The 26,360-nt window shown below is 73.8% G+C and carries 22 protein-coding genes and 1 pseudogene; 16 read left to right on the plus strand and 7 right to left on the minus strand.

What is annotated here, in order from left to right; genetic code table 11:
* The first annotated feature begins 64 nt into the window (after positions 1–64).
* The 5 genes from I003_RS0104750 (at position 65) to I003_RS0104770 (ending at position 6,655) form a co-directional block, all read left to right on the plus strand.
* Positions 65–1,183: an ABC transporter substrate-binding protein gene (locus I003_RS0104750; protein WP_027770460.1), complete on the plus strand. Its 1,119-nt coding sequence runs from the start codon at positions 65–67 to the stop codon at positions 1,181–1,183.
* 33 nt (positions 1,184–1,216) lie between these two features.
* On the plus strand, positions 1,217–2,020 hold the full coding sequence (locus tag I003_RS0104755; protein ID WP_027770461.1) for an ABC transporter ATP-binding protein: 804 nt from the start codon (positions 1,217–1,219) through the stop codon (positions 2,018–2,020).
* Positions 2,007–2,945, plus strand: a complete 939-nt coding sequence (locus I003_RS0104760) for an ABC transporter permease (protein ID WP_027770462.1) — start codon at positions 2,007–2,009, stop codon at positions 2,943–2,945. The genes I003_RS0104755 and I003_RS0104760 overlap by 14 nt, the downstream gene beginning before the upstream one ends.
* Positions 2,946–3,194: 249 nt before the next feature.
* Positions 3,195–5,489 (plus strand): MMPL family transporter, encoded by a 2,295-nt coding sequence (locus I003_RS0104765; RefSeq protein WP_027770463.1) that lies wholly within the window; start codon positions 3,195–3,197, stop codon positions 5,487–5,489.
* Positions 5,486–6,655: a lactate 2-monooxygenase gene (locus tag I003_RS0104770; protein ID WP_027770464.1), complete on the plus strand. Its 1,170-nt coding sequence runs from the start codon at positions 5,486–5,488 to the stop codon at positions 6,653–6,655. The genes I003_RS0104765 and I003_RS0104770 overlap by 4 nt, the downstream gene beginning before the upstream one ends.
* On the opposite strand, the gene I003_RS0104775 is transcribed toward I003_RS0104770, so the two are convergent.
* Entirely contained in the window at positions 6,582–7,505 is a 924-nt protein-coding gene (locus tag I003_RS0104775; protein WP_037720111.1) for a cation:proton antiporter, read from the minus strand. The genes I003_RS0104770 and I003_RS0104775 overlap by 74 nt on opposite strands.
* A 99-nt stretch (positions 7,506–7,604) precedes the next feature.
* On the opposite strand from I003_RS0104775, the gene I003_RS0104780 reads away from it, so the two are divergent.
* The 4 genes from I003_RS0104780 to I003_RS0104795 all read left to right on the plus strand — a co-directional run bounded on the left by I003_RS0104780 (position 7,605) and on the right by I003_RS0104795 (position 12,739).
* Positions 7,605–8,225: a LysE family translocator gene (locus I003_RS0104780; RefSeq protein WP_027770466.1), complete on the plus strand. Its 621-nt coding sequence runs from the start codon at positions 7,605–7,607 to the stop codon at positions 8,223–8,225.
* Positions 8,226–8,322: 97 nt separating this feature from the next.
* The gene (locus tag I003_RS0104785; RefSeq protein WP_051368087.1) at positions 8,323–9,807 is read left to right on the plus strand and encodes a VCBS repeat-containing protein; all 1,485 of its coding nucleotides are present in this window, start codon (positions 8,323–8,325) and stop codon (positions 9,805–9,807) included.
* A gap of 171 nt (positions 9,808–9,978) precedes the next feature.
* The gene (locus I003_RS0104790) at positions 9,979–10,554 is read left to right on the plus strand and encodes an FHA domain-containing protein (RefSeq protein WP_027770468.1); all 576 of its coding nucleotides are present in this window, start codon (positions 9,979–9,981) and stop codon (positions 10,552–10,554) included.
* Between the two features lie 250 nt (positions 10,555–10,804).
* A complete protein-coding gene (locus I003_RS0104795; protein WP_027770469.1) occupies positions 10,805–12,739 on the plus strand; it encodes an ABC transporter ATP-binding protein in 1,935 nt (644 codons plus the stop codon).
* A gap of 108 nt (positions 12,740–12,847) precedes the next feature.
* On the opposite strand, the gene I003_RS0104800 is transcribed toward I003_RS0104795, so the two are convergent.
* Positions 12,848–14,104 (minus strand): MFS transporter, encoded by a 1,257-nt coding sequence (locus tag I003_RS0104800; protein WP_027770470.1) that lies wholly within the window; start codon positions 14,102–14,104, stop codon positions 12,848–12,850.
* Between the two features lie 69 nt (positions 14,105–14,173).
* A complete protein-coding gene (locus I003_RS0104805; RefSeq protein WP_027770471.1) occupies positions 14,174–14,935 on the minus strand; it encodes a nucleotidyltransferase domain-containing protein in 762 nt (253 codons plus the stop codon).
* A gap of 838 nt (positions 14,936–15,773) precedes the next feature.
* Here I003_RS0104805 and erm point away from each other — a divergent pair.
* A complete protein-coding gene (gene erm / locus I003_RS0104810; protein WP_486584095.1) occupies positions 15,774–16,499 on the plus strand; it encodes an ErmE/ErmH/ErmO/ErmR family 23S rRNA (adenine(2058)-N(6))-methyltransferase in 726 nt (241 codons plus the stop codon).
* Positions 16,500–16,872: 373 nt separating this feature from the next.
* Here the strand turns inward: erm and I003_RS0104815 are convergent, their stop codons facing one another.
* The 3 genes from I003_RS0104815 to I003_RS0104825 form a co-directional block, all read right to left on the minus strand.
* Positions 16,873–17,625, minus strand: a complete 753-nt coding sequence (locus tag I003_RS0104815; protein WP_027770473.1) for an exonuclease domain-containing protein — start codon at positions 17,623–17,625, stop codon at positions 16,873–16,875.
* Positions 17,626–17,759: 134 nt separating this feature from the next.
* Positions 17,760–19,043, minus strand: a complete 1,284-nt coding sequence (locus tag I003_RS0104820) for an SAV2148 family HEPN domain-containing protein (protein WP_158688938.1) — start codon at positions 19,041–19,043, stop codon at positions 17,760–17,762.
* Positions 19,044–19,283: 240 nt separating this feature from the next.
* Complete coding sequence (locus tag I003_RS0104825; protein ID WP_027770475.1) at positions 19,284–19,874, minus strand: 3'-5' exonuclease; 591 nt, start codon at positions 19,872–19,874, stop codon at positions 19,284–19,286.
* Between the two features lie 212 nt (positions 19,875–20,086).
* Between I003_RS0104825 and I003_RS0104830 the strand changes: the two genes are divergently transcribed.
* The 3 genes from I003_RS0104830 (at position 20,087) to I003_RS0104840 (ending at position 22,433) form a co-directional block, all read left to right on the plus strand.
* A complete protein-coding gene (locus I003_RS0104830) occupies positions 20,087–20,848 on the plus strand; it encodes a trypsin-like serine protease (RefSeq protein WP_027770476.1) in 762 nt (253 codons plus the stop codon).
* A gap of 293 nt (positions 20,849–21,141) precedes the next feature.
* Positions 21,142–21,366: a DUF397 domain-containing protein gene (locus I003_RS0104835; RefSeq protein WP_027770477.1), complete on the plus strand. Its 225-nt coding sequence runs from the start codon at positions 21,142–21,144 to the stop codon at positions 21,364–21,366.
* A 92-nt stretch (positions 21,367–21,458) separates the two neighbouring features.
* A complete protein-coding gene (locus tag I003_RS0104840) occupies positions 21,459–22,433 on the plus strand; it encodes an aminoglycoside phosphotransferase family protein (protein WP_037720064.1) in 975 nt (324 codons plus the stop codon).
* Between the two features lie 139 nt (positions 22,434–22,572).
* Here the strand turns inward: I003_RS0104840 and prcB are convergent.
* A pseudogene (prcB, locus tag I003_RS34495) lies at positions 22,573–23,391 on the minus strand (proteasome subunit beta); the annotation flags it as partial.
* A gap of 465 nt (positions 23,392–23,856) precedes the next feature.
* Between prcB and I003_RS0104855 the strand changes: the two are divergent.
* The 3 genes from I003_RS0104855 (at position 23,857) to I003_RS0104865 (ending at position 26,355) form a co-directional block, all read left to right on the plus strand.
* Positions 23,857–24,312 (plus strand): GNAT family N-acetyltransferase, encoded by a 456-nt coding sequence (locus I003_RS0104855; RefSeq protein ID WP_037720114.1) that lies wholly within the window; start codon positions 23,857–23,859, stop codon positions 24,310–24,312.
* A 115-nt stretch (positions 24,313–24,427) separates the two neighbouring features.
* Positions 24,428–25,624, plus strand: a complete 1,197-nt coding sequence (locus tag I003_RS0104860; protein ID WP_486584088.1) for a globin domain-containing protein — start codon at positions 24,428–24,430, stop codon at positions 25,622–25,624.
* A gap of 221 nt (positions 25,625–25,845) precedes the next feature.
* The gene (locus I003_RS0104865; RefSeq protein ID WP_027770481.1) at positions 25,846–26,355 is read left to right on the plus strand and encodes a DUF5709 domain-containing protein; all 510 of its coding nucleotides are present in this window, start codon (positions 25,846–25,848) and stop codon (positions 26,353–26,355) included.
* Positions 26,356–26,360: the final 5 nt, after the last annotated feature.

A 26,360-nucleotide genomic window follows, 5' to 3' on the forward strand; every position in this document is an offset into this window, starting at 1 on the left:
GTCAATAGGGATACTCGGAAAGACGATGTTGCATCCCGGAACACCCCGAGAGGATGACCCTCCCGTGTCTGCACCACGCCGCCACCGCGCGGCCATACGCCTGCTCGCCGGCACCGCCGCCCTCCCCCTGCTCGCCCTGACCGCCTGCGGTTACGGCTCCGACAGCGACGACAAGGGCGACGACGCGGCCCCGGCCGCCCAGGGCGAGAAGATCGGCGGTCTCGACGAGATCAACATCGGCTTCTTCGGCAACGTGACCCACGCGACCCCCCTGGTCGGCCTCGGCGACGACGGCCTGATCACCAAGGAGCTGGGCGGCACCGCCGTCAAGCCGCAGATATTCAACGCCGGCCCGTCCGCCATCGAGGCGCTCAACGCCGGCTCCGTCGACATGACCTGGATCGGCCCCTCCCCCGCCATCAACGGCTACACCCAGGCGGACGGCCGCAACCTGCGCATCGTCGCCGGCGCCACCTCCGGCGGCGCCTCGCTGGTCGTCAACCCCGACAAGGTCACGTCCCTGGAGGACCTGGAAGGCAAGCGGATCGCCACACCGCAGATCGGCAACACCCAGGACGTGGCCCTGCTCAACTACCTGGCCGGCGAGGGCCTGGAGGTCGACCCCCAGTCCGGCAAGGGCGACGTCTCCGTGATCCGCCAGGACAACAAGGAGATCCCGACCACCTTCCAGCAGGGCGGCCTTGACGGCGCCTGGGTGCCGGAGCCGACCGCCTCCAACCTCGTCGAGAAGGGCGGCGAGGTGCTGCTGGACGAGAAGGAGCTGTGGGACGACGGCGAGTTCGTCACCACCCACCTCATCGTCGCGCAGGACTTCCTCAAGGAGCACCCCGACGTGGTCGAGGCCGTCGTCCGCGGCTCGGTGAAGACCAACGCCTGGATCAAGGACAACCCGGACGAGTCCAAGACCCTGATCAACGCCAGCCTCAAGGAGTACGCGGGCAAGCCGCTGCCGGACGCGGTGCTGAACCGCGCCTTCGGCGCCATCGAGGTCACCGACGATCCGCTGGCCTCCACCCTCGGCGAACAGGCCGACCACAGCGTCAAGTCGGGGCTGCTCGACGAGGCGAAGACCGACGGCATCTATGACCTGTCCATCCTCAACAAGGTGCTCAAGAGCGAGGGTCGGCCCGCCGTCGACGACGCCGGCCTCGGCGTCGAGTAGCTCTGCCCGCCTCACCTCCGGGAGGTGCAAGAGATGTCCACCACCGTGACCGACGACGCCCCGGCCGGCTCCGCGCAGGCCGGGGCCGGGCCCGCGGCCCGCATCACGCACGTGTCCAAGTCCTTCGGCCGCCCCGGCGCGCAATTGCTGGTCCTCGACGACATCAGCCTCGACGTCGCGCCGGGCGAGTTCGTCACGCTGCTCGGCGCGTCCGGGTGCGGCAAGTCCACCCTGCTCAACCTGGTCGCCGGCCTCGACGCCCCGTCCGCCGGGACCATCGACGTACCCGGCGGGCAGCGCCCGGCGCTGATGTTCCAGGAGCACGCGCTGTTCCCGTGGCTGACCGCGGGCAAGAACATCGAGCTGGCGCTGAAGATGCGCGGCCTGGCCAAGGCCGAGCGCCGCGGCGAGGCGGAGCGCCTGCTCGAACTCGTCCGGCTGGCCGGCGCGTACGGCAAGCGGGTGCACGAGCTGTCCGGCGGCATGCGCCAGCGCGTCGCGCTGGCCCGCTCACTCGCCCAGGACAGCAGGCTGCTGCTGATGGACGAGCCGTTCGCCGCGCTCGACGCCATCACCCGGGACGTCCTGCACGACGAGCTGACCCGGATCTGGACGGAGACGAAGGTCTCCGTGCTCTTCGTCACCCACAACGTGCGCGAGGCCGTCAAGCTCGCCGAGCGCGTGATCCTCATGTCCTCCCGCCCCGGGCGCATCGCCCGCGAGTGGACCATCGGCATCCCGCAGCCGCGCCGGATCGAGGACACCGAGGTGGCCAACCTGTCGCTGGAGATCACCGAAGAGCTGCGAGAGGAGATCCGCCGCCATGGCAAGCACTGAGACCAAGGCCGGCGAGGACTCCGGCGACAAGGCCGGCGAGAAGGCCGGTGCCGGGGCGGGCACGGACTCCACCGGCCTCGCCGGGCTGGAAGCGGGCCTCGACGCCCTCGACACCAAGACCGCCTCGCGCACCCCGCTGCGCCAGGTTCTGGTGCAGCGGGTGCTGCCGCCGATCGTCGCGATCGTCCTCGTCCTGACCGTCTGGCAGTTGCTGTACGTGCTGGAGGTCAAGCCCGACTACCAGTTGCCCGGCCCCGGCCAGGTCTGGGACGCGCTCGCCGACCAGTGGTACGAAGGCACGCTCTTCGAGACCATCTGGACGAGCCTGTCCCGCGGCGTGCTCGGCTTCCTCATCGCCATCGCCATCGGCACTCCGCTCGGACTGATCGTCGCCAAGGTGCCGTTCGTCCGCGCCGCCATCGGCCCGATCCTCACCGGACTGCAGTCGCTGCCGTCGGTGGCCTGGGTGCCCGCCGCGATCATCTGGTTCGGCCTCACCCCGTCGATGATCTACGCGGTGGTGCTGCTCGGCGCCGTCCCGTCGATCGCCAACGGGCTGGTCTCCGGCATCGGCCAGATCCCGCCGCTGTACCTGCGCGCCGGCCAGGTCATCGGCGCCACCGGTCTGCACGGCGTACGGCACGTGCTGCTGCCGGCGGCGCTGCCCGGCTATCTCGCCGGCCTCAAGCAGGGCTGGGCGTTCTCGTGGCGGTCGCTGATGGCCGCGGAGATCATCGCCACCTCCCCCGATCTCGGGGTGGGGCTGGGGCAGTTGCTGGAGACCGGCCGCGGCTACCAGGACATGGCGCTCGTGCTCAACGCGATCCTGCTGATCCTCATCGTCGGCGTCGCCATCGAACTGCTGGTGTTCGGCCCGCTGGAGCGCCGGGTGCTGCGCAACCGGGGGCTGCTCGTGGCGCGCTGAGCGCGAGCCGTTCCCCGAACACCGCCGGGGACCGCTCCGGGCCGGAAGGACAAGGCCCGGACCGGTCCCCGGCGTTTTGTGTGTAAGGGACACGACTCCTCCGGGGTGGGGTTATCCCCCCTTCTTTCGGTGGAGCTGAGCACCGCCGGGTTCACCTGCCAGCACGATGGGGACCGTGCCCGCGCTTCTTTAGCGTCGTAGCGGCAGGTGGGGGCAGTGTGCCGCCGCCGCGCACGAGGGAGAGCGACGATGGGGGCACCGAGGGCGCCGAGGCATACGAAGCGGCGCCAGGGCGTCGCCGCGGCCGTCGGCGGATGGAGCGTCACCCACCGCTGGGCCGCGGTGGGTATCTGGGTGTTGTTCGTGGTGCTGGCGACGGTCGCCGGCTCCGCGGCGGGACGGGCGGAGGTCAGCGACAGCGAGGAGGTCCCGGGCGAGACCGGGCGGTCCGCGAAGATCCTCGAAGACGCGGGCGTGGACGAGCCGGTCGGGGAGAGCGTGCTCGTCCAGTCGCCCAAGGGCACGCTGAAGGCGACGGCCGGTGAGTTCCGTACGGCCGTGGAAGACGTCGTACGGGCCGTCGAGGGCACCGGCGAGGTGACGGACGTCGTCTCGCCGTACGAGAGCGACACCATCTCGCGGGACGGGCGTTCCGCACTGGTGCAGTTCCGGATGAAGGGTGACCCGGAGACCGCGGCGGACCGGGTGGAACCCGTGACCGACGCGGTCGCGGAGGTCCAGGACAAGCACGGGTCGCAGGGCCTGCTGATCGAGGAGATCGGCGGCGCCAGCATGGAGAAGACCTTCGACGACGCCTTCGGCGAGGACTTCAAGAAGGCGGAGTACTCGGCGGTGCCGATCGCCTTCGGCATCCTGCTGATCGTCTTCGGCGCCTTCGTGGCCGCGCTGCTGCCGCTGGTCCTGGCGATGACCGCGATCGTGGCCACGATGGGCCTGATGGGCGTGGTCAGCCACGTACAGCCGATGAGCGATGTCGCCGACTCGGTGATGCTGCTGGTGGGACTGGCCGTCGGCGTCGACTACTGCCTGTTCTACCTGCGCCGCGAGCGCGAGGAGCGGGCCAAGGGCCGCGACGCGCGCACCGCGCTGGAGATCGCCGCGGCCACCTCCGGGCGCGCGGTGCTGGTCTCCGGCATCACGGTCATCGTCGCGATGTGCGGGATGCTCTTCACCGGCCTCGCCGACTTCGCCGCGATGGGCGTGGCCTCGCTCATGGTGGTCGCGGTGGCCATGGTCGGCTCGGTGACCGTGCTGCCGGCGATGCTGTCGCTGCTCGGCGAGCGGGTCGAGAAGGGCAGGGTGCCGTTCCTGTCGCGGCTCAAGCGCGGCCGGTCCAACTCCGGCGGCGAGAGCCGGGTGTGGCGGGCCGTGCTGACGCGCGTACTGCGCCGGCCGAAGGCGGCGGTGATCGTGGCCACCGGCGCGCTCGCGGCGATCGCGCTGCCGGCCGTGGGCATGAACACCGCGAACCTCACGCTGGACCAGGAGTTCGGCGACTCGCTGCCGATCGTGCAGACCTACGACCGGATCAACGAGGCGTTCCCCGGCGGCTCCGACCCCGCCGAGGTGGTCGTCAAGGCCGACGACATCACTGCGCCCGACGTCCGCAAGGCCATCGCCGACTTCGAGGAACAGGCGCTGGACACGGGTGCGTCCAAGGGCCCGATCGATGTCCAGGTCTACGACGACCGGAACGTGGCCATCATCGAGGTGCCCCTCGTCGGCGGTTCCGACCAGGACAAGGCGGAGAAGAGCCTCGCCCTGCTGCGGGACGAGATCCGGCCGGTGACCCTGGAGGCGGTGGACGGCGTCGAGGCGCCCGTCGGCGGCCAGGTCGCGGGGAGCAAGGACTTCAACGACCAGCTCGTCGGCGCGGTGGTGCCGGTCTTCCTCTTCGTGGTGGCCTTCGCCTTCCTGCTGATGCTGATGGCCTTCCGGTCGCTGACGGTCGCGATCACCTCGATCCTGCTCAACCTGCTGTCGGTGGGCGCGGCGTACGGCGTGCTCACGATGGTCTTCCAGCACGGCTGGGGCGCGGGCCTGGTCGGCGCCGAGGGCGTCGGGGCGATCGTCGCCTGGCTGCCGCTGTTCCTCTTCGTGATCCTCTTCGGCCTCAGCATGGACTACCACGTGTTCGTGGTCTCGCGGATCAAGGAGGCGCGGGCGCAGGGGCGGAGCACCGCGGACGCCGTCTCGCACGGGGTCATCACCACCGCGGGCGTGGTGACGAGCGCGGCCGTCATCATGGTCGCCGTGTTCTCGATCTTCGGCACGCTGTCGATGCAGTCCATGAAGCAGATGGGCGTGGGCCTGGCGACTGCGGTGCTGATCGACGCGACGATCATCCGCGGCGTGCTGCTGCCCGCGGTGATGTCACTGCTCGGCGAGCGCAACTGGTACTTCCCGAAGGCGCTGCGCCGGCTGCCCGACCTGGAGCACGCCGAACCGCCGCCGGTACCCATGGGTAGCGTTCCGCCGCCGGTTCCCGCAGACTCTCGGTTGGTCGAAGGGAGCCGCCGATGAACCTGCCGTTCGGCAACTACCAGAACGAGATCTATCTGAACGGGCTGGCGGACAAGCTGCCGCCGTTCACCACCGACCTCACCGCGCTGGAGCAGTCCGCGCGCGAGCGGCTGGCGGACGGTCCGTTCTGGTACGTCGCGGGCGCGGCCGGCTCGGGCGCCACCGCCCGGGCCAACCGGTCGGCGTTCGACCGGGTCCGCCTCGTCCCGCGCATGCTGACCGGCGCCACCGAGCGGAGCCTGGCCACCACCGTGCTGGGCTCCGCGCTCCCCGCGCCCGTCCTGCTGGCGCCCGTCGGGGTGCAGTCGATCGTGCACCCCGACGGCGAACTGGCCACGGCCCGCGCCGCGTCCGCACTCGGAGTCCCGATGGTGATGTCCACGGCCTCCTCGTACACCATCGAGGAGGTCGCGGAGGCGAGCGGGGCGGGCCCGCGCTGGTACCAGCTCTACTGGCCGAACGACGACGAGGTGTGCGCCAGCATCCTGGCGCGTGCCCGCGCCGCGGGCTTCACCGCCCTCGTCGTCACCCTCGACACCTGGACGCTGGCCTGGCGCCCGCACGACCTCGACACCGCGTACCTGCCGTTCATCCGCGGCGCCGGCACCGCCGTCGCCTTCTCCGACCCCGCGTTCCGCGCGGGGCTCGCGAAGCCGCCGGAGGAGGACCTGGGCGCCGCGGTACTGCGCTGGGTGCCGATGTTCACCGGTACGGACCGGACGTGGGACCGGCTGCCGTTCCTGCGGGAGCACTGGGACGGGCCGATCCTGCTCAAGGGCATCCAGCATCCGGAGGACGCACGCCGGGCCGCGGACGCGGGCATGGACGGCGTCGTCGTCTCCAACCACGGCGGCCGGCAGGTCGACGGCGCGGTCGCGTCGCTCGACGTGCTGCCGGAGGTCGCCGAGGCGGTCGGCGACCGCCTGGAGGTGCTCTTCGACTCGGGCGTACGCACCGGGGCCGACGTGCTCAAGGCCCTCGCCCTGGGCGCACGTGCGGTGCTGTACGGCAGGCCGTACGCCTACGGTCTCGCGCACGGCGGCGAGGAGGGCGTCGCGCACGTGCTGCGCAGCCTGCTCGCCGACCTCGACCTCACCCTGGGGCTGTCGGGTCACCGCTCGGTGCACGGGCCGGGGCCGGACGACGTGCGCCGGCTTCCGGGCTGATGGCCCGCAGCGCGTAGCCCACGGAGGTGGCGGCGACGTAGCTGAGGACGGCGTACACCGCGCCGGGCATGGCCATCTCGGTGCTGTCCAGCAGCGTGGGGCTGATGGCGATGGTCATCGCCAGCCCCACGTTGTGCATGCCGATCTCGAAGCAGCACGCCACGGCCTGCGGGTGCGCCGCGCGCACCAGCCGGGTGGCTCCGTAGCCCACGCCCAGGGAGATCAGCGTGAACAGGAATGTGATCGGCCCGAGGTCCACCAACGAGTCGGTGATGCGGTCCCGTTCGGCCACGGCCACGCCGACGATCACCAGGAAGAGCCCGAACAGGGACCCTGTCCGGACCGTCCGGTCGATGCGCTCCTTGATCCGCGGGGCACGGGCCCGGGTCAGCATGCCGAGCCCGACGGGGATCAGCACGATCGCGAAGACCTGGAGGATCTTGTCGTAGTTCAGGCCCAGGTTGTCGCCGCCGACGTCGAAGTGCTCCAGCGAGAAGTTGACGATCAGCGGCAGGGAGAACAGCGACAGACCGGAGTTGACCGCGGTGAGTGTGATGTTGAGGGCGACGTCGCCGCCGAAGAGCCGGCTGTAGTAGTTGGCGATGGCCCCGCCGGGCGAGGCGGCCAGCAGCATCATCCCCACCGCGTACACCGGCGCCAGGTCGAAGGCCAGGACCAGCCCGAAGCAGACGGCGGGCAGCAGCAGCACCTGGCACACCAGCGCGGCGGCGACGGCTCCGGGGTGCTTCCTGACCCGGCGGAAGTCGGCGAGCGTGAGGCCCAGGCCCAGGCCGAACATGATGAAGGCGAGGACGATGGGCATCATCACGGTCGTTACCGGGGAGTTCACGGACACAAGCCTGCCGGGGTGCGCGGCGCGCTGTCCATGCCGGAAAGGTTGCGATAAATCGATGGCGCCTCCGCTTGTGCCCGGCCCAGGATGGCGCACATGCTCGCGACTCTCCTCGCCTTCCTCGGGGCCTGCACGCTGATCGCCGCCACGCCCGGCCCCAGCACGGTCCTGATCATCCGCAACTCGATGCACAGCCGCCGCGCCGGGATGATGACCGTCCTCGGCAACGAGACGGGTGTCTTCCTGTGGGGCACGATCGCCGCGTTCGGCCTCACGGCGCTGCTGGCGGCCTCCCGGATGGCGTACGACGTGATGCGCTGGGTCGGCGCGGCGGTGCTGGTCTGGTTCGGGGTACAGGCGCTGCGCGCGGCGCGGCGGGGGGCGGTGGAGGAGTTCGCGGACCGGGCGGGCCCGGAGGTCACGTCCCGGCGCGCGTACCGCTCGGGTCTGCTGCTGAACCTGGCCAATCCGAAGGTCGGCGTCTTCGCGATGTCCTTTCTCCCGCAGTTCGTGCCCGCGTCCGCGCCGCAGTTGGCGACGACCGTGGCGCTCGCGGCGCTGTGGGCGGTGTACGAGATCGGCTGGTACGCGGTGTACGTGTGGTTCGTGGGACGGCTGAAGGGTGTGCTGTCGCGTGCGGGCGTACGCAAGCGGCTGGAGCAGGTGTCCGGCACGGTGCTGGTGGCGCTGGGGATCCGGCTGGCGGTGGAGCACTGAGCGGGCGCGTGCGGGGGCGGACTGGCGCGCACGACCGGAATGCGACCCTCATCGGAACGTGATGCGCCCGTGCACCACATCGCGCAGACTCGTGCGCATGTACCTGCACTTACTGCCGGGCCGGCGTCTTGCGGCGCTTCTGCTCCCGGTCACGCTGCTGGCCGCGGGCTGCGGGGACGGCGACGGCGAGGCTCGGGACGGCCGGGACGACGACCGTACGGCCACCGCCTGCACCTTCGCGTCCGACCGGGCCGGCGGCGCCCCCGGCCGGGCCGGCAACCCGGCCGGCCGGGACGACGTGGACGGCGACGGGCACGCCGACGTGGTGCTCAACGGCTGGTACCGGAGCCCCAACCGGCCCGGCACGCCGTTCCGGAACAACCGCTTCGTGCTCCGCGCCGCGGAGGGCGGCCCGGAGCCGTCGGCCGCCTTCCCCCTCTCCGGGTGCTACCCGCCGCACGGTCCGCTGCACCAGGTGCCCGTGGGCCACGACTACTCCGTCCAGCTCACCGGAGACCTCGACGCCGACGGCTACGCCGACGTCCTCGTCCGCGGCGTACGGGACGCGGACGGCACCGACTCGGGGCGGCAGCGCATCCTCTGGGGCGGCCCCGAGGGGCCCGTGGCCGCCACCGACCTGCCCCGGGACACCGACCCGGCCGCCGCCGTGGGCGACTTCGACGGCGACGGCGCCCTCGACCTGCTGACCCTCGCCGACTCGGGGGGCGAGTACGACATGCGGGCCCAGCCCGCCACCGTGCTGCGCGGCCCGCTCGCCCGCGCCGGTGCGCAGCCGCGCGGCGAGACGACAACCGATGTGGGCTTCGGCGGCTGGGCGTCCGTCACCGACGTCGCCGCCGGTGACTTCGACGGCGACGGCCGCACCGACCTGGTCACCAAGGCGACGTACGACGAGGAGGACGTGCGCTTCGAGGAGGACATGCCGGAGGACGTCCTCGACGCCGCGCTCTACCGCGGCACGCCTGAAGGGCTGCGGCTCGCCGGCGCGGTCCCGGGTGTCACCTCGGGCATCCCCGCGGGGAGCCTGGGCGCCACCCCGCTGACCTCCGGAGACTTCGACGGCGACGGGACGGACGACCTCGTGGTCCGGCAGGGGCAGGGGGACGGCGCCGCCGTCGTCTACGGCAGCCGGAAGGGTCCGGGGGCGGGCCGGGCGGGCACCGGTCCGGACCGTCGGGTCGGCCTGGGGTACGTCGTCGGCGACGTGAACGGCGACGGGACGGACGACCTCGCCACGTCCCACTCCGCCGGCCGCGGGGAGGGCGAGGTCACGGTGGCCCTGGGCGGCGCCGACGGCCTCGACGCGGAGGCCGCGCAGGTCGTCTCGGCGCAGGATCTGGGAGCGAAGCGGAGGGGACGCCCGAACGCGGACCACTTCTTCGGCTGGCAGCTCCACCTCGCCGACCTCGACACGGACGGGTACGACGACCTGGTCGTGGGCACGTTCCGTGCGGGCGATCCGCCGGAGGCGGCCGGCTACTGGATCCTCCGGGGCACGCGGGAGGGCACGTCGCCGGCGGACCGCGAGTTCGTCGTGACCGAGAAGGCGGGCCGGGGCTGAACGGCTGAAAGCCGAGCACCGGGCCGCGAGGCCCGCCCCGGCACCGCTCCTCGGAAGGCGCCGCGCGGTGCGGCGAGGCGCGGGGCGGCGGGTGTCGATCATTTGTCACGGGTCCGTACGGGAACGGAAGCGTACTGGACACCCGCCGTGGACCAGCCCGACAATTCGAGGGTGTCCGGTTCCGACCAGCCCACGTCTTCCTCGTTCCCCGTGTACCCGGCGGGGGCCCCGCGTGTCTCCGACGAAGAGCGGGACAGGGCGATCGAGTTGCTGCGCGACGGCGCGTCGGACGGCCGGCTGTCGCAGGACACGTTCCTGGCCCGGATGGAGCTCGCTTTCGCCGCGCACTCCCACGAGCAGCTGGCCGCGCTCACCGCCGATCTGCCGCCGCGCGAGGGCCGGTTGACGCGGGCGATCCTCGGCACGGTCGCCAAGGCGTCGTCGCTCGGGGTGCGGGTGAAGCAGGCGTGGCAGGCGGAGCGGCTCCCGCCGCTGATGCTGCCGGCGCCCGGCGCGTTCCCGCTGCGCATAGGGCGGGACCCCCGCAACGGGTTGCGGCTGATGGAGGAGACGGTCTCGCGGATGCACGCGGAGCTGCGGTGCGCGAGCGGCGTGTGGCTGCTGCGGGACCTGGGTTCGACGAACGGCACGTTCATCAACGGCCGCCGGCTGACGGGCGAGGCCCCGGTGCGGCCGGGCGACCAGGTGGGCTTCGGACACACCCGCTACCTGCTGACGGCCCGCTGACCCCGGCGCCGGCCCGGCAGCGGGGCCGGCCCGCGCCACCGCCGCCCGGCCGTACGCGCACCCCGGCCGTAGGCGCCGCCCGCCCGGGACGGCCCTACCGCCCGGCGCCGGGCATAAAACCGCCTCCGTTCCGGTTCGGCAGGGGCGACCCTCCCTGCCGGCGGTTGCACTGAACCATGGTTCAGGTTCTAGCTTTGCGGTGGCGGGCCGCCGCACCCGGCCGCGCGCACCACGAGACGGGAGTATCCGAATGGACATGCAGGCCACCGCCTGGCAGTCGCTCCACAGCACGGTCACCGCGCAGCGGGACAAGCGCCCGCTGTCGCGGGCCGGGCTCGGGCGGATCTGGCGGTTCGCCCAGCCGCACCGGCGGCTGCTGAGGTGGTTCCTGCTGCTCAGCGTGATCACCGCGGCGCTGGCCGTGGCCACGCCGCTGCTCGCCGGGCAGGTCGTGGACGCCATCGTCGGCGACTCCGGCCGGGGCCGGGTGATTTCCCTGGCGCTGCTGATCGCCGGCATCGCCGTCGCCGAGGCCGGGTTCGGGCTGCTGGCGCGCTGGCTGTCGGCCCGGATCGGCGAGGGGCTCATCCTCCAGTTGCGCACCGCGGTCTACGACCACGTGCAGCGCATGCCCGTCGCGTTCTTCACCCGCACCCGCACCGGGGCCCTCGTCAGCCGGCTCAACAACGACGTCCTCGGCGCCCAGCGCGCGTTCAGCAACACCCTCTCCGGCGTCGTCGGCAACCTGGTGACCCTGCTCCTCACCCTGGCCGTCATGCTCCGCCTCTCCTGGCAGATCACCCTGCTCGCGCTCGTGCTGCTGCCCGTCTTCGTGCTGCCCGCGCGCCGTATGGGCGCCCGGCTCGCCCGGCTGCAGCGCGAGGCCGCCGGCCACAACGCGGCGATGAGCACCCAGATGACCGAGCGGTTCTCGGCGGCCGGCGCCACGCTCGTCAAGCTGTACGGGCAGCCGGAGCGGGAGTCGGCGGAGTTCCGGCAGCGGGCGGCCCGCGTACGGGACATCGGGATCCGCACGGCGATGGTGCAGACCCTCTTCATCACCGCCCTCACCCTCGTCTCCGCGCTCGCCCTGGCGCTCGTCTACGGCCTCGGCGGCTGGTTCGCGCTGCGCGGCACCCTCGACGCCGGCTCCGTCGTCGCCCTCGCCCTGCTCATCACCCGGCTGTACGCGCCGCTGACCTCCCTGGCGGGGGCGCGGGTGGAGGTGATGAGCGCGCTCGTCAGCTTCGAGCGGGTCTTCGAGGTGCTGGACCTGAAGCCCCTGGTCGCCGAGCGGCCGGACGCGCGGGAGGTGCCGGAGGGGCCGGTGGCGGTGGAGTTCGACGGCGTCGACTTCGGCTACCCGGCCGCCGACAAGGTGTCGCTGGCCTCGCTGGAGGAGGTCGCCGTGCTGGACAGCAAGGCCGGCGCGCAGGTGCTGCACGGGGTGTCCTTCCGCGCGGAGCCGGGCCGGATGGTCGCCCTCGTCGGCTCCTCGGGCGCGGGCAAGTCGACGATCGCGCAGCTCATCCCGCGGCTGTACGACACGGACGGCGGCACGGTCCGCCTCGGCGGCGTGGACGTCCGGGACCTGTCGGCCGCCTCGGTACGCGCGACGCTGGGCATGGTGACCCAGGACGGGCACCTGTTCCACGAGTCGGTCCGCGAGAACCTGCTGCTGGCGCGGCCGGGCGCGAGCGACGCGGACCTGTGGGAGGCGCTGCGCAAGGCCCGGCTCGACGATCTGATGGCGGCGCTGCCGGAAGGACTGGACACCGTCGTCGGCGAGCGGGGCTACCGGCTGTCGGGCGGCGAGCGGCAGCGGCTGACGATCGCCCGGCTGCTGCTGGCGGAGCCGCGCGTGGTCGTGCTGGACGAGGCCACCGCGCATCTGGACTCGACGTCGGAGGCGGCGGTGCAGGAGGCGCTGGCGGAGGCGCTGGCGGGGCGGACCGCGGTGGTCATCGCGCACCGGCTGTCCACGGTGCGGGCCGCGGACCAGATCCTTGTGGTGGAGGAGGGCCGGATCGTGGAGCGCGGCACGCACGCGGAGCTGCTGGCGGCCGGCGGGCGGTACGAGGAGCTGTACCGGACGCAGTTCGCGGAGGAGGGCGGGGCCGGCGCGGGTGCCGGGGGCGGCGACGAGGGCGCCAAGGGCGGGGAGTTGGTGGCGCAGGAGGCGTAGCCCTTTCGGGCGCACGGTCGGGGCGGCGCAGGCGTACGGGGCACGGTCGCGCCCTCGCCGGCGGCACGGCGGCGGCTCGGTGTCGGTGCACGGCGTTCGGACGCGGCGTCAGGTGACAGGGTCCCGCTCCGCGACGGTCGCCTCCGGAAGGTGGCGGCGGGTGCGGACCGGCGAGAAGTACAGCGGCAGCGCCGCCACCACCAGGATCACCGCCCCCGTCCACAGCGCCGCCCGCACGCCCGCGAACTCGCCGATCACCCCGGACAGCACCGAGCCCAGCGCGACCGAACCCATCAGCAGGAACCGGAAGGTCGCGTTCATTCGGCCCAGCAGCGCGTCCGGAGTCAGCCCCTGCCGCAGGCTGAGCCCCAGGACGGTGTCGATGGCGATCTTCACCGACACCAGCGCCATCCCCGCGGCCCCCGCCACGCACAGCAGCGGCGGCCGGCTCAGCAGCGGGATGAGCAGCGCCGCCGGGGCCACACACAGTCCCGCGGTGGCCAGCGTCCACCCGCACCCGCGGCGGGCGGCGAGCGGCCGGGCGATCCGGGCACCGACGAAGGCGGCGGTGCCACAGAGCGCCCAGTACCCGCCGAGCAGCCAGGCGGGCAGGCCGAGCCGGCCGACGAAGAGCACCGGGACCATCGTGTTGACCGTCTGCGCTCCCAGGTTGGCGAGGGCGGCGCCGAGCGCCAGCGGGCGCAGCTCGCGGCTGCCCAGCACGTGCCGCAGCCCGTCGCGCATCCCGGCGGCCAGCCGGCGGGGCGCCGGCCGCGTACGGCGCGGGGCGCCGTCGCGGATGCCGGTGAGCGAGATGGCCGCGGCGAGGTGGCTGACGGCCTGCGCCGCGACCGCGACCGGAGCCGTGAGCACCTCCACCAGCAGCCCGCCCGCGCCGCGTCCGGCGACGCTGCCGACGGCGTACAGGCTGACGACGCCCGCGTTCGCCCGTACCAGCGCCTCACGTCCCACCACGGCCGGCAGACAACTGTGCGAGGCGACGTCGAAGAAGACGGTGGCGCAGCCGGTCAGCAGCACGGCCGTATACAGGTGCGGCAGCGTGAGCGCGCCGAACCACCAGGCGAGGGGCACGGCGGTGAGCAGAACGGCCCGCGCCAGGGCGGCCGTCACCAGCACCGGCACACAGCCGAGCCGGTCGACCCACACCCCGGAGGGCAGGCCGATCAGCAGGTACGCGGAGGTGCCGAGCGCGGCCAGCAGGCCGATCTGACCGGGGCTCGCGCCGAGACCGAGCGCCACCAGAGGAAGGGCCAGATGACCGACCTGAATGCCGATCTGATCGGCGGCGGTGGCGGCGTACAGCCGTCGGAAGGCGGGCACGCGCCAGGGGGATGCGTATGCCATGGAGGGAGCTTGCCGTGCCGCCCGGGCACGGCGAAACCGGAGCGCGTTCGTCCGGCCCCGGCGGCCCCGCTACCGGTATGCTCCGCCCTCCGCGCCCGGCGGCGGGCCCGCCGCGCCGGGCGCGGCCAGCAGCGGGAGGACGTCCCCCACCAGCTCCAACTGCAGCCGCAGCGCGTCCCGCGGGGCCGCGCGCAGCACGGCGCGCATCAGGTCGGTGGCGCCGGCCGGGGCCTTGAGGTCGTCCAGGTGGCGCTGGCACGAACCGAGGTCGAGGGAGGGGTTGGGCAGGTCGTTGGCCGCACACAGGGTGCGGATCAGCTCGTTGGTCATGACGGCCGCCGCCCACCCCGTCTCCACGGGGTCGCCGCGCTGGCGCACGGCCTGCATCCTGGGTACGACGTGCGCCCAGAACTCGGCGTAGTGCGCCTTGACCGGCGGCGGGGTGCGGTAGCCGGCGTGAATGGTCGCGGCGTCGGCGACGAGCCGGGCCACGACGCCGTCGGGGTCGTGCAGAGGCACGCCGTCGAGGAAGGCGTAGCCCCAGGACTCGTCGCCGATCCGGTGCGGGGCGAAGCCAGAGCGCCACTGCTCGGCGGTACGGGGCACGAGGTCGACGGGCAGCGGACGGCGCCGGGACCGCCAGGAGGGCCGGCGTACGGGGTCGAGGGCGGTGACCACGAGCAGATCGAGGTCGGAGTCGGCGCGGGCGGTGCCCCGGGCGAGGGACCCGGACAGCAGGACACCGCGGACGTCGGGGTCCGCACGCAGTTCGGTCAGCACCACCTCGAGCACCGTTCGGTGCAGGGAAGTGGGAAAGGCAGCGGTGGTCATCTCGCTCCCGGGTCAGGCCCAGCGGGAGCGTAGCAGCCCCTGCACCGAGCGTGGGGGCCCGGGGCGGAGTACGGGGCGGGGCGGGCGCCGGGGGCCGGAGAAAACCGGTGTGCGCGGGCGGTGGGCGGACGGCTAGGGTGGGCGCGGAAGTGCATCCGAGGCAAGGAGACACCGTGGCAGGCTGCTGCTGTGCGGGCATCTTCGGGATGACGCGTCGCTGCCTCGGTGGCCACGCAGGTCTGCGGCGTGCGGCCTTCCTTTCCCTCGTGCCGTATCGCCCCCGCGTGGTCCCGGCGCCCTGACCGGCAGCCCGGGACGGCATTCCCGCTGAGCGACCCCGTCGCGGCCCCCGCGGTCCGCGCGCCCTGAGCGCGCCCGCGCCGGGCCTTTCCCGTCACACGTCCGCGTGCCCGCATGCCCGCATGCCCCCGCGCGGGGCCGACGTTCCGCTGCCCGGCCAGGGCCATCCGCCAGTCCAGGAACGCACTTCTTTCCGGAAGGACGGCAGGCTGTGGCCCGCTCTCACCGACGCATGTCCGCGCGCGCGGATTCCGATACGAACGGCCGTACCGACGCGCGCACCACCACGGGCGGCAACGCCCGTACCAACCGCCGCCGCGGCTCCCCGGCGCCCGGCCGTGACGCCTCCGCCGGGAACACCCCCGCCGGGAGCCGCGACGGCGCCCGGAACGACGACACCCGCGGCAGGTCCCGTGACACCGCCGGCGCCGCCACCCGGCGCAACTCCGGCGGGGGCGGCGCCCCCGGCGGCTCCCGCGCCGAACCCCGCCGGTCCGCTCGCTCCGGCCCCCGCTCCCGTTCCCTCTCCCAGAACTTCCTGGCCGACCCCGCCGTCGTCCGGCGCGTGGCGCGCCTCGCGGCACCCGGCGGCCGGCTCGTCGTCGAGGTCGGCGCCGGCACCGGGGCGCTGACCGAGGCGCTGGCCCCGCACTGCCGGGAGCTCATCGCCTACGAGATCGACCGCCGGCTGCTGGCCGGGCTCCGCGCCCGGCTCGCGGCCCACTCCCATGTCCGCGTCGTGGGGCAGGACTTCCTCGCCGCCCGGCCGCCGCGGGAGCCGTTCTCCGTGGTGGGCAACGTCCCGTACGCACGGACCTCCGAGATCGTGGACTGGTGCCTGCGCGCGCGACGGCTGGAGACGGCGACGTTCGTCACCCAGCGCGAGTACGCCCGCAAGCGGACCGGGGACTACGGCCGTTGGAGCCTGCTGACCGTGCGGACGTGGCCGTGGCACGAGTGGCGGCTGTGCGGGCGGGTGGCGCGGGAGAGCTTCCGTCCGGTGCCGCGGGTGGACTCGGCGGTGCTGCGGATCGACCGCCGCCCGGAGCCGCTGCTGCCGCGGGGCGAGGAGGCCGCGTACCGCCGCATGGTGGAGGCGGGCTTCGGCGGCGCGGGCGGCACCCTGTTCGCGTCCCTGCGCCGCGCGGGCCACCCGACGGCGCGCCTGACGAGGGCCTTCCGCGTGGCGGACCTCCCCAGGGACACGGTCGTGGCCTACGCCACCCCGGCCCAGTGGCTGACCCTGCACACGACGCTGCGCTGACACCCGGGGCGCGGCGGCCGGGCCCCGGCCGGGGCCGCGAGGCGGCGCAACCCGCCCCGCGGCCCCGGGAAACCGGAGGCCCCCGGAGGCAACGCGCGCACCGGCACCGCGGCGCCCCTCGGCACCACGTCAGCGCGGCAACGCGCGACAGCGCGGCAACGCGCGACAGCGCGGCAACGCGCGACAGCGCGGCAACGCGCGACAGCGCGGCAACGCGCGACAGCGCGGCAACGCGCGACAGCGCCCGCCGCCCGCTCCGCGGGCGGCGGGCCGCGTCTTCGGGCCGGGCGACCTGCACCCTGCCGTCACACCCCCCGTGCCGGGCAGTCGGTGCTGCGCCCCCCGTCGCTGCACCGACCGCTCGCTCCAGCCGCTACGCCACCGCCCCGTCCGGTCCGTAGCCCCTCTTCGGCACCGGCTCCACCGCCGCCGCGGCCGCGACGTCCGCCGCGGGCGCCGGCTCGCGGGACTGGCGGGCGAGCCACTGGCGGTAGCCCTCCGCCCGTTCCGCATGCCAGTCCGTCTGGCCGCGGTGCAGGTCCCACGCGCCCGCCGACGCCACGTCCCCGTACCGCTCGGCTATCGCCACCGCCAGCCGGACCGCCGCCAGCGCATCCTCCGCGGCGTCGTGCGCGCGGCCGAGCACCACCCCGTACTCCACACAGACCGCCTCCAGCGTCCGCTTGCCCTCCCGGAACGGGTCCACCGTCCTGTCCATCGCGTACGGATCGATCACCGGACCCTCCTCCCTGCCGCCCAGCCGCTCGCGCATCGAGGCGAGCCCGTGGCGGCGCAACTCCGCGGTCAGCAGCGTCAGGTCGAACGTGGCGTTGTACGCGACGACCGGGACGCCGCGCGCCCAGTACCCCGCCAGCGCGTCCGCCACCTCGTCCGCGACCTCCGCCGCCGGCCTGCCGTGGGCCGTCGCCCGCTCGTCGGTGATCCCGTGGATCGCGGTCGTCTCCGGCGGCACCGGGACACCGGGGGCGGCAAGCCACTCCCGCTTGCGCGTCGGCACGCCTCGGGCGGCCTCCACGACCGCGGCGGAGACGATCCGCGCCTCCCCCGGGTCCGTCCCGGTCGTTTCCAGGTCGAAGCCGACCAGCAGCTCCCCGTACCACCCCATGGGCGCCCTCCCTGCTCCGTGGCCAGTGACTCCACACTCTCACCCGCCACTGACATACCGGACCGGAAGATTCCGGATATGGGGGAGGGGCCGGGGCGGGTGGAGAGGGGGCCGGACAGGGGGTGCGGCGGCTGTCAGGAGACCGGGCGCGCGTCCGCCCAGAAGCTCTCGAACTCCTCCCGGTACACCTCGAAGAGCCCCGGCTCACCGCCGCCCTCCCCGTGCACCAGCTCCCGCCGCGCCGCCCGCAGGACCAGCGCCGGCGCCTCCGCGCCGCGGGCCCGCCGCAGGTACGTCTGCACCACGCCGACCCCGTCCGGCCGGTCGCCGTTGATGAGGTACGCCGTGAACCGCGGCGTCTCGTCGAAGACCCGGATGTCGAACGCCCCCGCCGGGTCCGCACCGCCCCGCGGGTGGAGCCGGGAGCGGACCCGGCGCATGTGGATGATGTTCGTCTCCACCGCCCGCGCCAGCTCGCCCCGCTTCATGCCCAGTTCGCGCTCCCGCCGGCGCACCGTGCTGCTCGCCGGGTTGAGGAACAGCAGCCGGATCCGGCAGCCGCCCTCCGCCAGCCGGCCCAGCCGGCGGCCGGAGTAGTTCTGCACCAGCAAGTTGAGCCCGATGCCGATCGCGTCGAGCCGCCGGGCGCCGCCGAAGAGGTCCTCCACGGGCAGCGCGCGCTGCAGCCCGACCCGGTCCGGGTGGACGCCGACCACGTCCGCGTACCGGTCGCCGACCAGGTCCTCCACCGCGTCCACCGGCAGCCGGTCGGCGGACGGCGGCTTGTCGTCGGCGCCGAGGAGGCGCAGCAGCCGGGTGGCCGCGCGCTCGGCCTGCGCCAGCACGGTGCCGGACAGCGCGCGGTTGCGGGAGACGACGTTGCGGGCGACCTCCAGCTCGTCGAGCGCCAGCTCCAGGTCACGCCGGTCGTCGAGGTAGGGCTCGAAGCACGGCCAGTGCTGCACCATCAGCTCGCGCAACTGCGGCAGCGTCAGGAAGCTGATGACGTTGTCGTCGGCGGGGTCGAGCAGGTAGCCCTTGCGCCGGCTGACCTCCCGTACGGCGACCGCCCGCTGCACCCACTCCTGGCCCGCGGGGCCCGCCGCGGCGACGACCCACTCCTCGCCGTGCACCGGTTCGTAGACGGGGCGCAGCACACCGGCGACGACGGAGCGCAGCCGCTGCTCGACGACGTTCAGCCAGATGTACGCCCTCCCCGCGCGCGCCGCGCGGGTGCGTACCTCGTCCCAGTCGTCCTCGCCCCAGCCGATCTCCGCGCCGATCTCCATCGGCCGGGCCAGTGACACCGTCCCGGGCGGCGGTGGCGCGCCCGGTGGCGGCTCGGTCGAGCCGCCACCCCCACGGTCCCCGTCCTCGGGGCCGCCTGCCGGGGGCAGCTCAAGACCGCCCGCACCCACGCCCGTACCGCCTTCCGCGCCCTGCTCCACGATCACGGCAGCGTACTGCCACGATCCCCGGGGCGCATCCTGATCGAGCCAGGGGTGACCCAACTGCCGTGCAGCGTTTCGTCGTTGTCATCCGGACGGACGACGCACGACGGGCGGACGGCCCGCGGAGCACCCCGGACTGCCCGCGGACGACCGTCAGTTGCCCCCGAACGAGCTGCGGACGACCCGCCCGAGGCCCCCCGCGCGGCGCTACGCCCCGCCCCCGGGCGGGGCTTCGTCCGTCGCCGTCCGTACGTCCCGCAGGATCCCCGCGAGCAGCCCGGCGATGTTCCACGCGTCGTCCACGCCCCGGTGGTGGGTGCCCTCCAGCTCCCGCCCGGCGTGCGCCAGCGCCTCGGCCATCCCCTGTTCGCGGCCGAGCCCGTGGGCGAGTGCGTAGAGCGTCTTGGCGTTCACGTGCCGCCTGCCGAACGGGTACGCGACGCCCCGCGCCGCGCACTGCCGCTCGAACTGCCGCCGGTCGTAGTCCCCCCAGCTCACCCAGACGCGCTGGCGCGCGCCGTACTCGCGCCGCAGCAGCGCGCACGCCTCGGCGAACGGCACGCCGTCTGCGACCTGTTCGGGAGTGAGGGTCGTCAGCCGGGTGCAGAAGTCGCTCACCTCGGAGTGGTCGGGCCGCACCAGCACCGAGCGCCGCGAGATCCGCTCCGCGGTCGGCACGTCCAGTTCGCAGAGCCCGATCTCGATGATCTCCGGGCTCATCCCGGCGGGCGGCGCGCCCTCCCAGCAGGTGGCTTCGACGTCGACGACGAGAACGCGGTCGAGGAGCTGCGTGGTCATGCGCACCAGCCAAGCACGCGCCGTCCGCCCGCCGCGCGGCGTTTTCCGCGGGCCGCACGCCGCGGAGCGCTTCGGTGCGGCTGCCATCGCGACGCGTTATGGGAAGTTGTGATTACCGCGCACCCCCGCCTTCGGGAATCCTGATGGCTGGTACTTCCCTGGCCCTCCACGCGGGCCGACCCGTGCCCGTGTGCGATCGGAAACGAGGAACCTTGCGAATAACCAGATCACTCCCCACGCTCGTCGCCGCTCTGCTCGCCGCCCTCACCCTCGGCGGAACGGCAGTTGCCGCGGACCACACGTCCGCCCGCGGCGCCACCGGCGTCCCCGCGGCCGCCCAGGCCCGTACGCCCGACGGACCGCCGTCCACGAAGATCATCGGCGGCGGCTACGCCCAGAGCGGCCCCTGGGCCGCGCGGCTGTTCTCCAACGGCCAGCAGACGTGCAGCGCGTCGATCATCGCCCCCACCTGGATCCTCACCGCCAAGCACTGCGTCAGCGGCGGCGGGCTCTCCTTCCGTATCGGCAGCCTCGACCAGACCAGCGGCGGCACCCTCGCCAACGGCGTGCAGACCTACACCCACTCCTCCGACCTTGCGCTCGTCCGGATCGACCGGTCCGTCTCCACCACGTACGCCACGCTCGGCGAGCCCGGCTCGGTGACGGTCGGCCAGAACGTGCAGGTCTACGGCTGGGGCGCCACCTCACAGTGCGGCTCCGAGATCAACTGCCAGTCGCAGTACCTGAAGGTCGCCAACGTCACCGTGACCGGCGGCTGCAGCGACGCCTACGGCGGCGACGCCATCTGCGCCCGGCGCGGCGACGGCATCACGGCCGGCGGCGACTCCGGCGGTCCGATGATGGCCAACGGCGTGCAGGTCGGCGTCGCGTCCACCAGTGACCGGCAGACCACCACCGCGTACACGAACGTGACGCGGTACCGCTCCTGGATCCAGTCCATCGCCGGTGTCTGAGGCCCCCGCGCCGCACGGCACCTGAAGCCGGGCGGATGCCCCCGGCCCGTTCACCGGCACGCCCGGACCGGGCGCATCCGTCCGCTCTCCGCCCGCCCGCCCCGCCTGACTGCGCGCGAGCGGGTGGGCGGACGCACGGGCGGGAACGGCCACTTCCTCCCCGGCCTCCCCGGCCTCCCCGGCCTCCCCGCTTCGCCGGGCTCCGCCGCGGGCACCGTGCCCGCGGCGGGGTGCCGCTATGTCCCACCGGTGATCTCTTGCGGCTTTCGGGTCGCGGACGAAAGACTGGGCGCATGACCGCATGGAACGACCGGTTCGACCTGAGTGACGCCCGGTGGCGCAAGACCAGTTACAGCGACTCCACGGTGACCGCATGCCTGGAGGTCGCCGACGGCTACCACGCCACCTTGGTCCCGGTGCGCGACAGCAAGAATCCGCACGGCCCGGCCCTGGTCTTCACCGCGGCGGCCTGGGAGGCGTTCGTCGACGGCGTCAAGTCGGGAGACTTCGAGGCGTAGCGCGCCGGCGCCGCACGCCCGCGGGGCAGCGTGCGGGCCCGGACGGCGGCCGGTCGCGTGCGGCCCGGTGCCCGGCAGGTAGCGTGCGTACGATGAGCGACCCTGCGCACGCCCCCGGCCTCCCCCGCGACCTCCCGCCGGCCCTCTTCCCGCCCGGCCTCCCCGTCCTCGGCGAGATGCGCGCACACGCCTCCGGACGCGCGTGGCTGGCGGAGTTGCCGGACCTGGTGGAGACGTTGCGTGCGCGCTGGTCGCTGCGGTTCGGTGCACCGTTCAGCGGCGGAAGCTGCTCGTGGGTGGCGCCGGCGCGACTGCCGGACGGCAGGGACGCGGTGTTCAAGGTGACCTGGCCGCACCGCGAGGCCGCCGGCGAGGCGGAGGGCCTGCGGATCTGGGACGGCCGCGGCGCCGTACGCTTGATCGCCCACGATCCCGAGCACTACGCGCTGCTCCTGGAACGCTGCAAGCCGGGCACCGAACTCGGCGCGGCCGGAGATCTGGGCGCCGAGCACCGGCTGAGGCTCGGCGCGGAGGTGCTGCGCGAACTGTGGAGCGCTCCGGTGCCGCGGGACTGCGGACTGGAACGGGTCGCGGACGTGTGCGCCGAGTGGGCCGACCTCGTGGAAGAGCGGATGGAGCGGCTGCGCCCCGGATACGACGCGGGGCTCGTCGCCCTCGGCGCCCGGTTGCTGCGCGAACTGCCGGGCGGAGCCGGGCGCGAGGTGGTCGTCCACGGCGACTTCAACCCCGGCAACGTCCTGGCCGCGGGCCGCCGCCCGTGGCTCGCCATCGACGCCAAGCCGATGACCGGCGACCCGGGCTACGACCCCTTCCCGCTGCTGGAGCAGATCGACGACCCCTTCGGCACCGCCGACCCGCCGCGCACGGTCGCCGCCCGGCTGGCGCTGCTCGCCGACGAGTTGGGCGAGGACGCCGGGCGGCTGGCGGCCTGGGCGGTGGCCCGGCGGGTGGAGACGGCGCTGTGGAACGCGGAGCACGGTCAGGTCGCGGGCGGCGCGGGGGCGCTGGACGAGGCGAGGCTGCTGGCGAAGGTGGCGGGGGTGTAAGGACGCAGGCGGTACGGACCGGCGCGCGCGGCCCGGAACGACGCCTCGCGGCGCCGGCCCGGGACCGTGCGCCCGCCGCGGCTTGGCCTGCGGTGACGTGGCCCGCGGCGGCTTGGCCGAAACGCCCTACGCCAGTTGGTGCGTTCGGCCCGTCCGGGCGGCTGCGGCGCCCCTCCAGCACGGCCAGCGACAACTCCGAGACCCGGGCGTCGTCGAGCCGCCGGCAGCCCTCGGCGGTAACGGTGTAGACGAGCGGGTAGATACGGCGGGTGGCGTCGGGGCCACCCGTGGCGCTGTCGTCCTCGGCCGCGTCGTAGAGCGCCTGCACGGCCATCGTCACGGCGTCGTCCTCGCCCATGCCCTCGCGGTACAGCTTCTTCAGCGCGCCGCGCGCGTACACCGACCCGGAGCCCGTGCCCCCGAAGCCCTTCTCCTCCGCGCGCCCGCCGGTGATGTCGTACGAGTAGATCCGCGCGGCCCCGCTGCGCGGGTCGTACCCGGCGAAGAGCGGCACGACGGCGAGGCCCTGCATGGCGGGACCGAGGTTGTCGCGGATGAGGGTGCCGAGGCGGTTGGCCTTGCCCGCCAGGGAGAGCGGAACGGTCTCGATCTTCTCGTAGTGCTCCAGCTCCAGGCGCAGCAGGCGGACCATCTCCTCGGCCATCCCGGTGGAGCCGGCGATGCCGACGGCGGAGAACTCGTCCGCCGGGAAGATCTTGTCGAAGTCCCGGTGCGCGATCATGCCGTTGCCCAGGGTGACGCGGCGGTCGGCGGCGAGGAGGGCGCCGTCGGCGTAGGAGGCGGCGACGATGGTGGTGCCGTGGGGGATGTCGATCGCGGCGGAGCCGGCGCCGGGGAGTCCGCGGGAGGCGGGGAGCTGTTCGGGGGCGTGGGCGGCGAGGAAGTCCACGAAAGAGGACGAGCCGGGGGTGAGGAATTCGGGCGGCAGTTGCTCCACGGCGGTTCCCTTCGTCGACTGTCCGGTCCGTACGGCCGTGCGCCTCACGACCGTTCACCCCCCGGCCCGCGCCGCTCCCGGGCGCGTACCGGTCAGGCACCGTCCGACCCTACCCGTACCCCCAACGGACGTGCCGTGCGCGGCGGTCCGCGCACGCGACCCGACCTCGCGCGGTGTTCATCTCCCCTCTGCCGCATGGCCGGAGCAGGCGCCGGGCGAGCGAACGGGCGGAGGCGGGGCTGAACGGCCACGGTGCGGCGATGGCGGACGTGCTGGACCGGCAGCGGGCGCTGTGGAAGGTGACGCGGGAGAACCTCGCGGAGCTGCGGCCGGTGCGGGGCCCGGAGCGGGCCGCGGAATCGCCGTCGGCGCGAGGTGCGGGGCCCGGGTTAGATTCCGCGTATGAAGATACGCACCGGAGGCCCGGCAGACGTCCCCGCCATGCTCGCGCTGCTCGACGGGGCGGTGGCGTGGCTGGCGGAGCAGGGGCGGACCGATCAGTGGGGCACGGAGCCGTTCTCCGGGCTGCCGGAGCGGGTGGCCCAGATGAAGGAGTACGCGGACGCCTTTCTGGTGCGGGTGGCGGAGAGGCCGGAGGGCGGTGTCGCGGGAGTGTGTGTACTCGCGGACGAGCCGCAGGAGTTCGTACCGGCCGCCGGGGAGCCGGAGGTGTACGTCCGGCTGCTGGTGACGGACCGGGCGCTGCGCGGCTCCGGGGTGGGTACGGCTCTGGTGGCGGACGCGCGGGCGCAGGCGGCGCGGCGCGGGGTGGGGCTGCTGCGGGTGGACTGCTTCGGAGGCGGGGACGGGGCGCTGGTACGGCAGTACGAGCGGCTGGGATTCACCCCGAGCGGGACTTTCGCGGTGGAGCGCCCCGGGCGGCCGGTGTGGCCGGGGCGGGTGCTGGAGATCCGGTTCTGACAGGCTCGTTCCACTTGCTGTGCCCCGGGCGGAACAGACATTCGGTGGCGACTTGGGAAACTTGTTCGAGGGCCGTGTTGAAGAAGTGACCCATGGGTCAGTACCGTGCCTATGCGTGGATGCAAACGAGCGAATCCGGGCGAGTTTTGCCCGAGTTGAACGTAGAGCTGATCATGTCGCCAAGTACTTCTATTCGCATCTGTTTGCCCGCAATCCCGGGGTCCGCGAGCTGTTCCCCGCGGACATGTCCGAGCAGCGCGACCGCCTCTTCGCCGCCCTCACCCTCGTCGTGCAGCGCCTCGACGACCCGGACCTGCCCCGCTATCTGGCGACGCTGGGGCGCGACCACCGCAAGTTCGACGCCCGCCCCGAGCACTACGCGGCGGTCGGCGAGAGCCTGATCGCCGCGCTCCGCTTCGGTCTGCCGAACACCTGGGACGAGGAGACGGAGCAGGCGTGGCTCGGCGCGTACAAGATTCTCTCCGAGGCGATGATCAGCGGCAGCGAGGAGGCGGAGAAGCAGCAGGCGCCGCGCTGGTGGGACTGCCGCGTCGTCGCCCGCCACCGGGCCGCCCCGGGCGTCACGGTCCTCACCCTGCTCCCGGACCGGACGCTGCCGTACGGCGCCGGGCAGTTCGTCAGCGTCTCCTCACCGCAGGTGCCGCGGGTGTGGCGCCCGTACTCCATCGGCTGCGCCCCGCGCGCCGACCGCACCATCGACCTGCACGTCAGCCGGGTCGACGGCGGCCTGCTCAGCCCGCTCTTAGTGGACAGGACAGCCCCGGGTGACAGCCTGCGCCTGGGCGCCCCGGCGGGCACGGCGGTCCTCCCGAAGCGCGGAGGCCAGCCGGTGACCTTCATCGCGGCGGGCACCGGCTGGGCACCGGTACGCGCGCTGCTGGAGGAGATGGTCCGCCGCTGGACGCCGACCACGGCCCGGCTGTTCCTGGTGACGCGCAGCCCCGCGCACCTCTACGACCCCGAGGCCGTCGAGGCGCTGCGCAAGCACCACTCGTGGGTGGACGTCACGGTGATCATGCCGGAGCGCACGGAACGCCAGGGCGCGACCGCGCGCCGTCTGGAGGCGGCGCTGTCGGCGCACAGGGACTGGCCGAAGCACCGGGTGTACCTGGCGGGCCCGGCGCAGTTCATCACGGACGTACGAGGGCTGGTGCAGGCGTACGGAACGCCCCCGGCGCAGATCGCGTTCGACCACGTACCGCCGCCGGAGCGCGGGGGACGGGAGCCGGGGCACTCGTCGTGGTTCCTGAACCCGTCGCAGCCGCAATGGATCAATCCGGCGGAACGGTGAGGGCACGCGGGTAGTCCGACGGCATGTGCGAGTTCGCCACTGCCAAGGCCGGCGGCGGCCCGGGCCCGCCCGGTGGCCGGCTCCGGCACCCCCGCCCCGCAGCACCAGGTCCCCGCCCCCCCTCACCCGGTCGCCACCACCCGATCGCCCCACCCAGGTGTCCCCGGCCCCCCGCCCCGCCGAGGATGACCCCAGCGGGAACTTCTCCACGGGAGGCGCGTGTGACGGGCAGCGACGGCGACGAGGACAGCGCCGCGGGCGACGAGGTCTACCAGCCGTACGCCTCCGGCGCCCCCGGCGAGTGGTCTCAGGACGACGAGAAGCTGCTGCCGCCCGAGGACACCCTCGACGGCCCCGTCGACCCCCTGGACGAGGGCTACTCCCCGCCCGAGAAACCCCGCGCCGTCAACCGCACCGGCGTCACCCCCGCCGAGCAGCGCCGCGGCGAGTCCCTGGACGAACGCCTGGCCGAGGAGATCCCCGATCCGCCCGTCCTCGACGACGACGACCTGGGCGACGTCACCGACACCGACGGCGAGCTGATCGACGACGAGGTCGGCGACTACCGCGCGGGCCGCCTCATCGCCCCGGACGAGGGCGCCCACGAGGACGAGGAGAAGGACATGGTCGCCTCCGACGCGGGCATCAACGGCGCCGCGGCCTCCGCGGAGGAAGCGGCCGTCCACATCGTCGACGAGGACGAACCCCGCCCTCCGGACGACATCCCCTGAGAGCG

The organism is Streptomyces sp. CNQ329 (assembly GCF_000482585.1).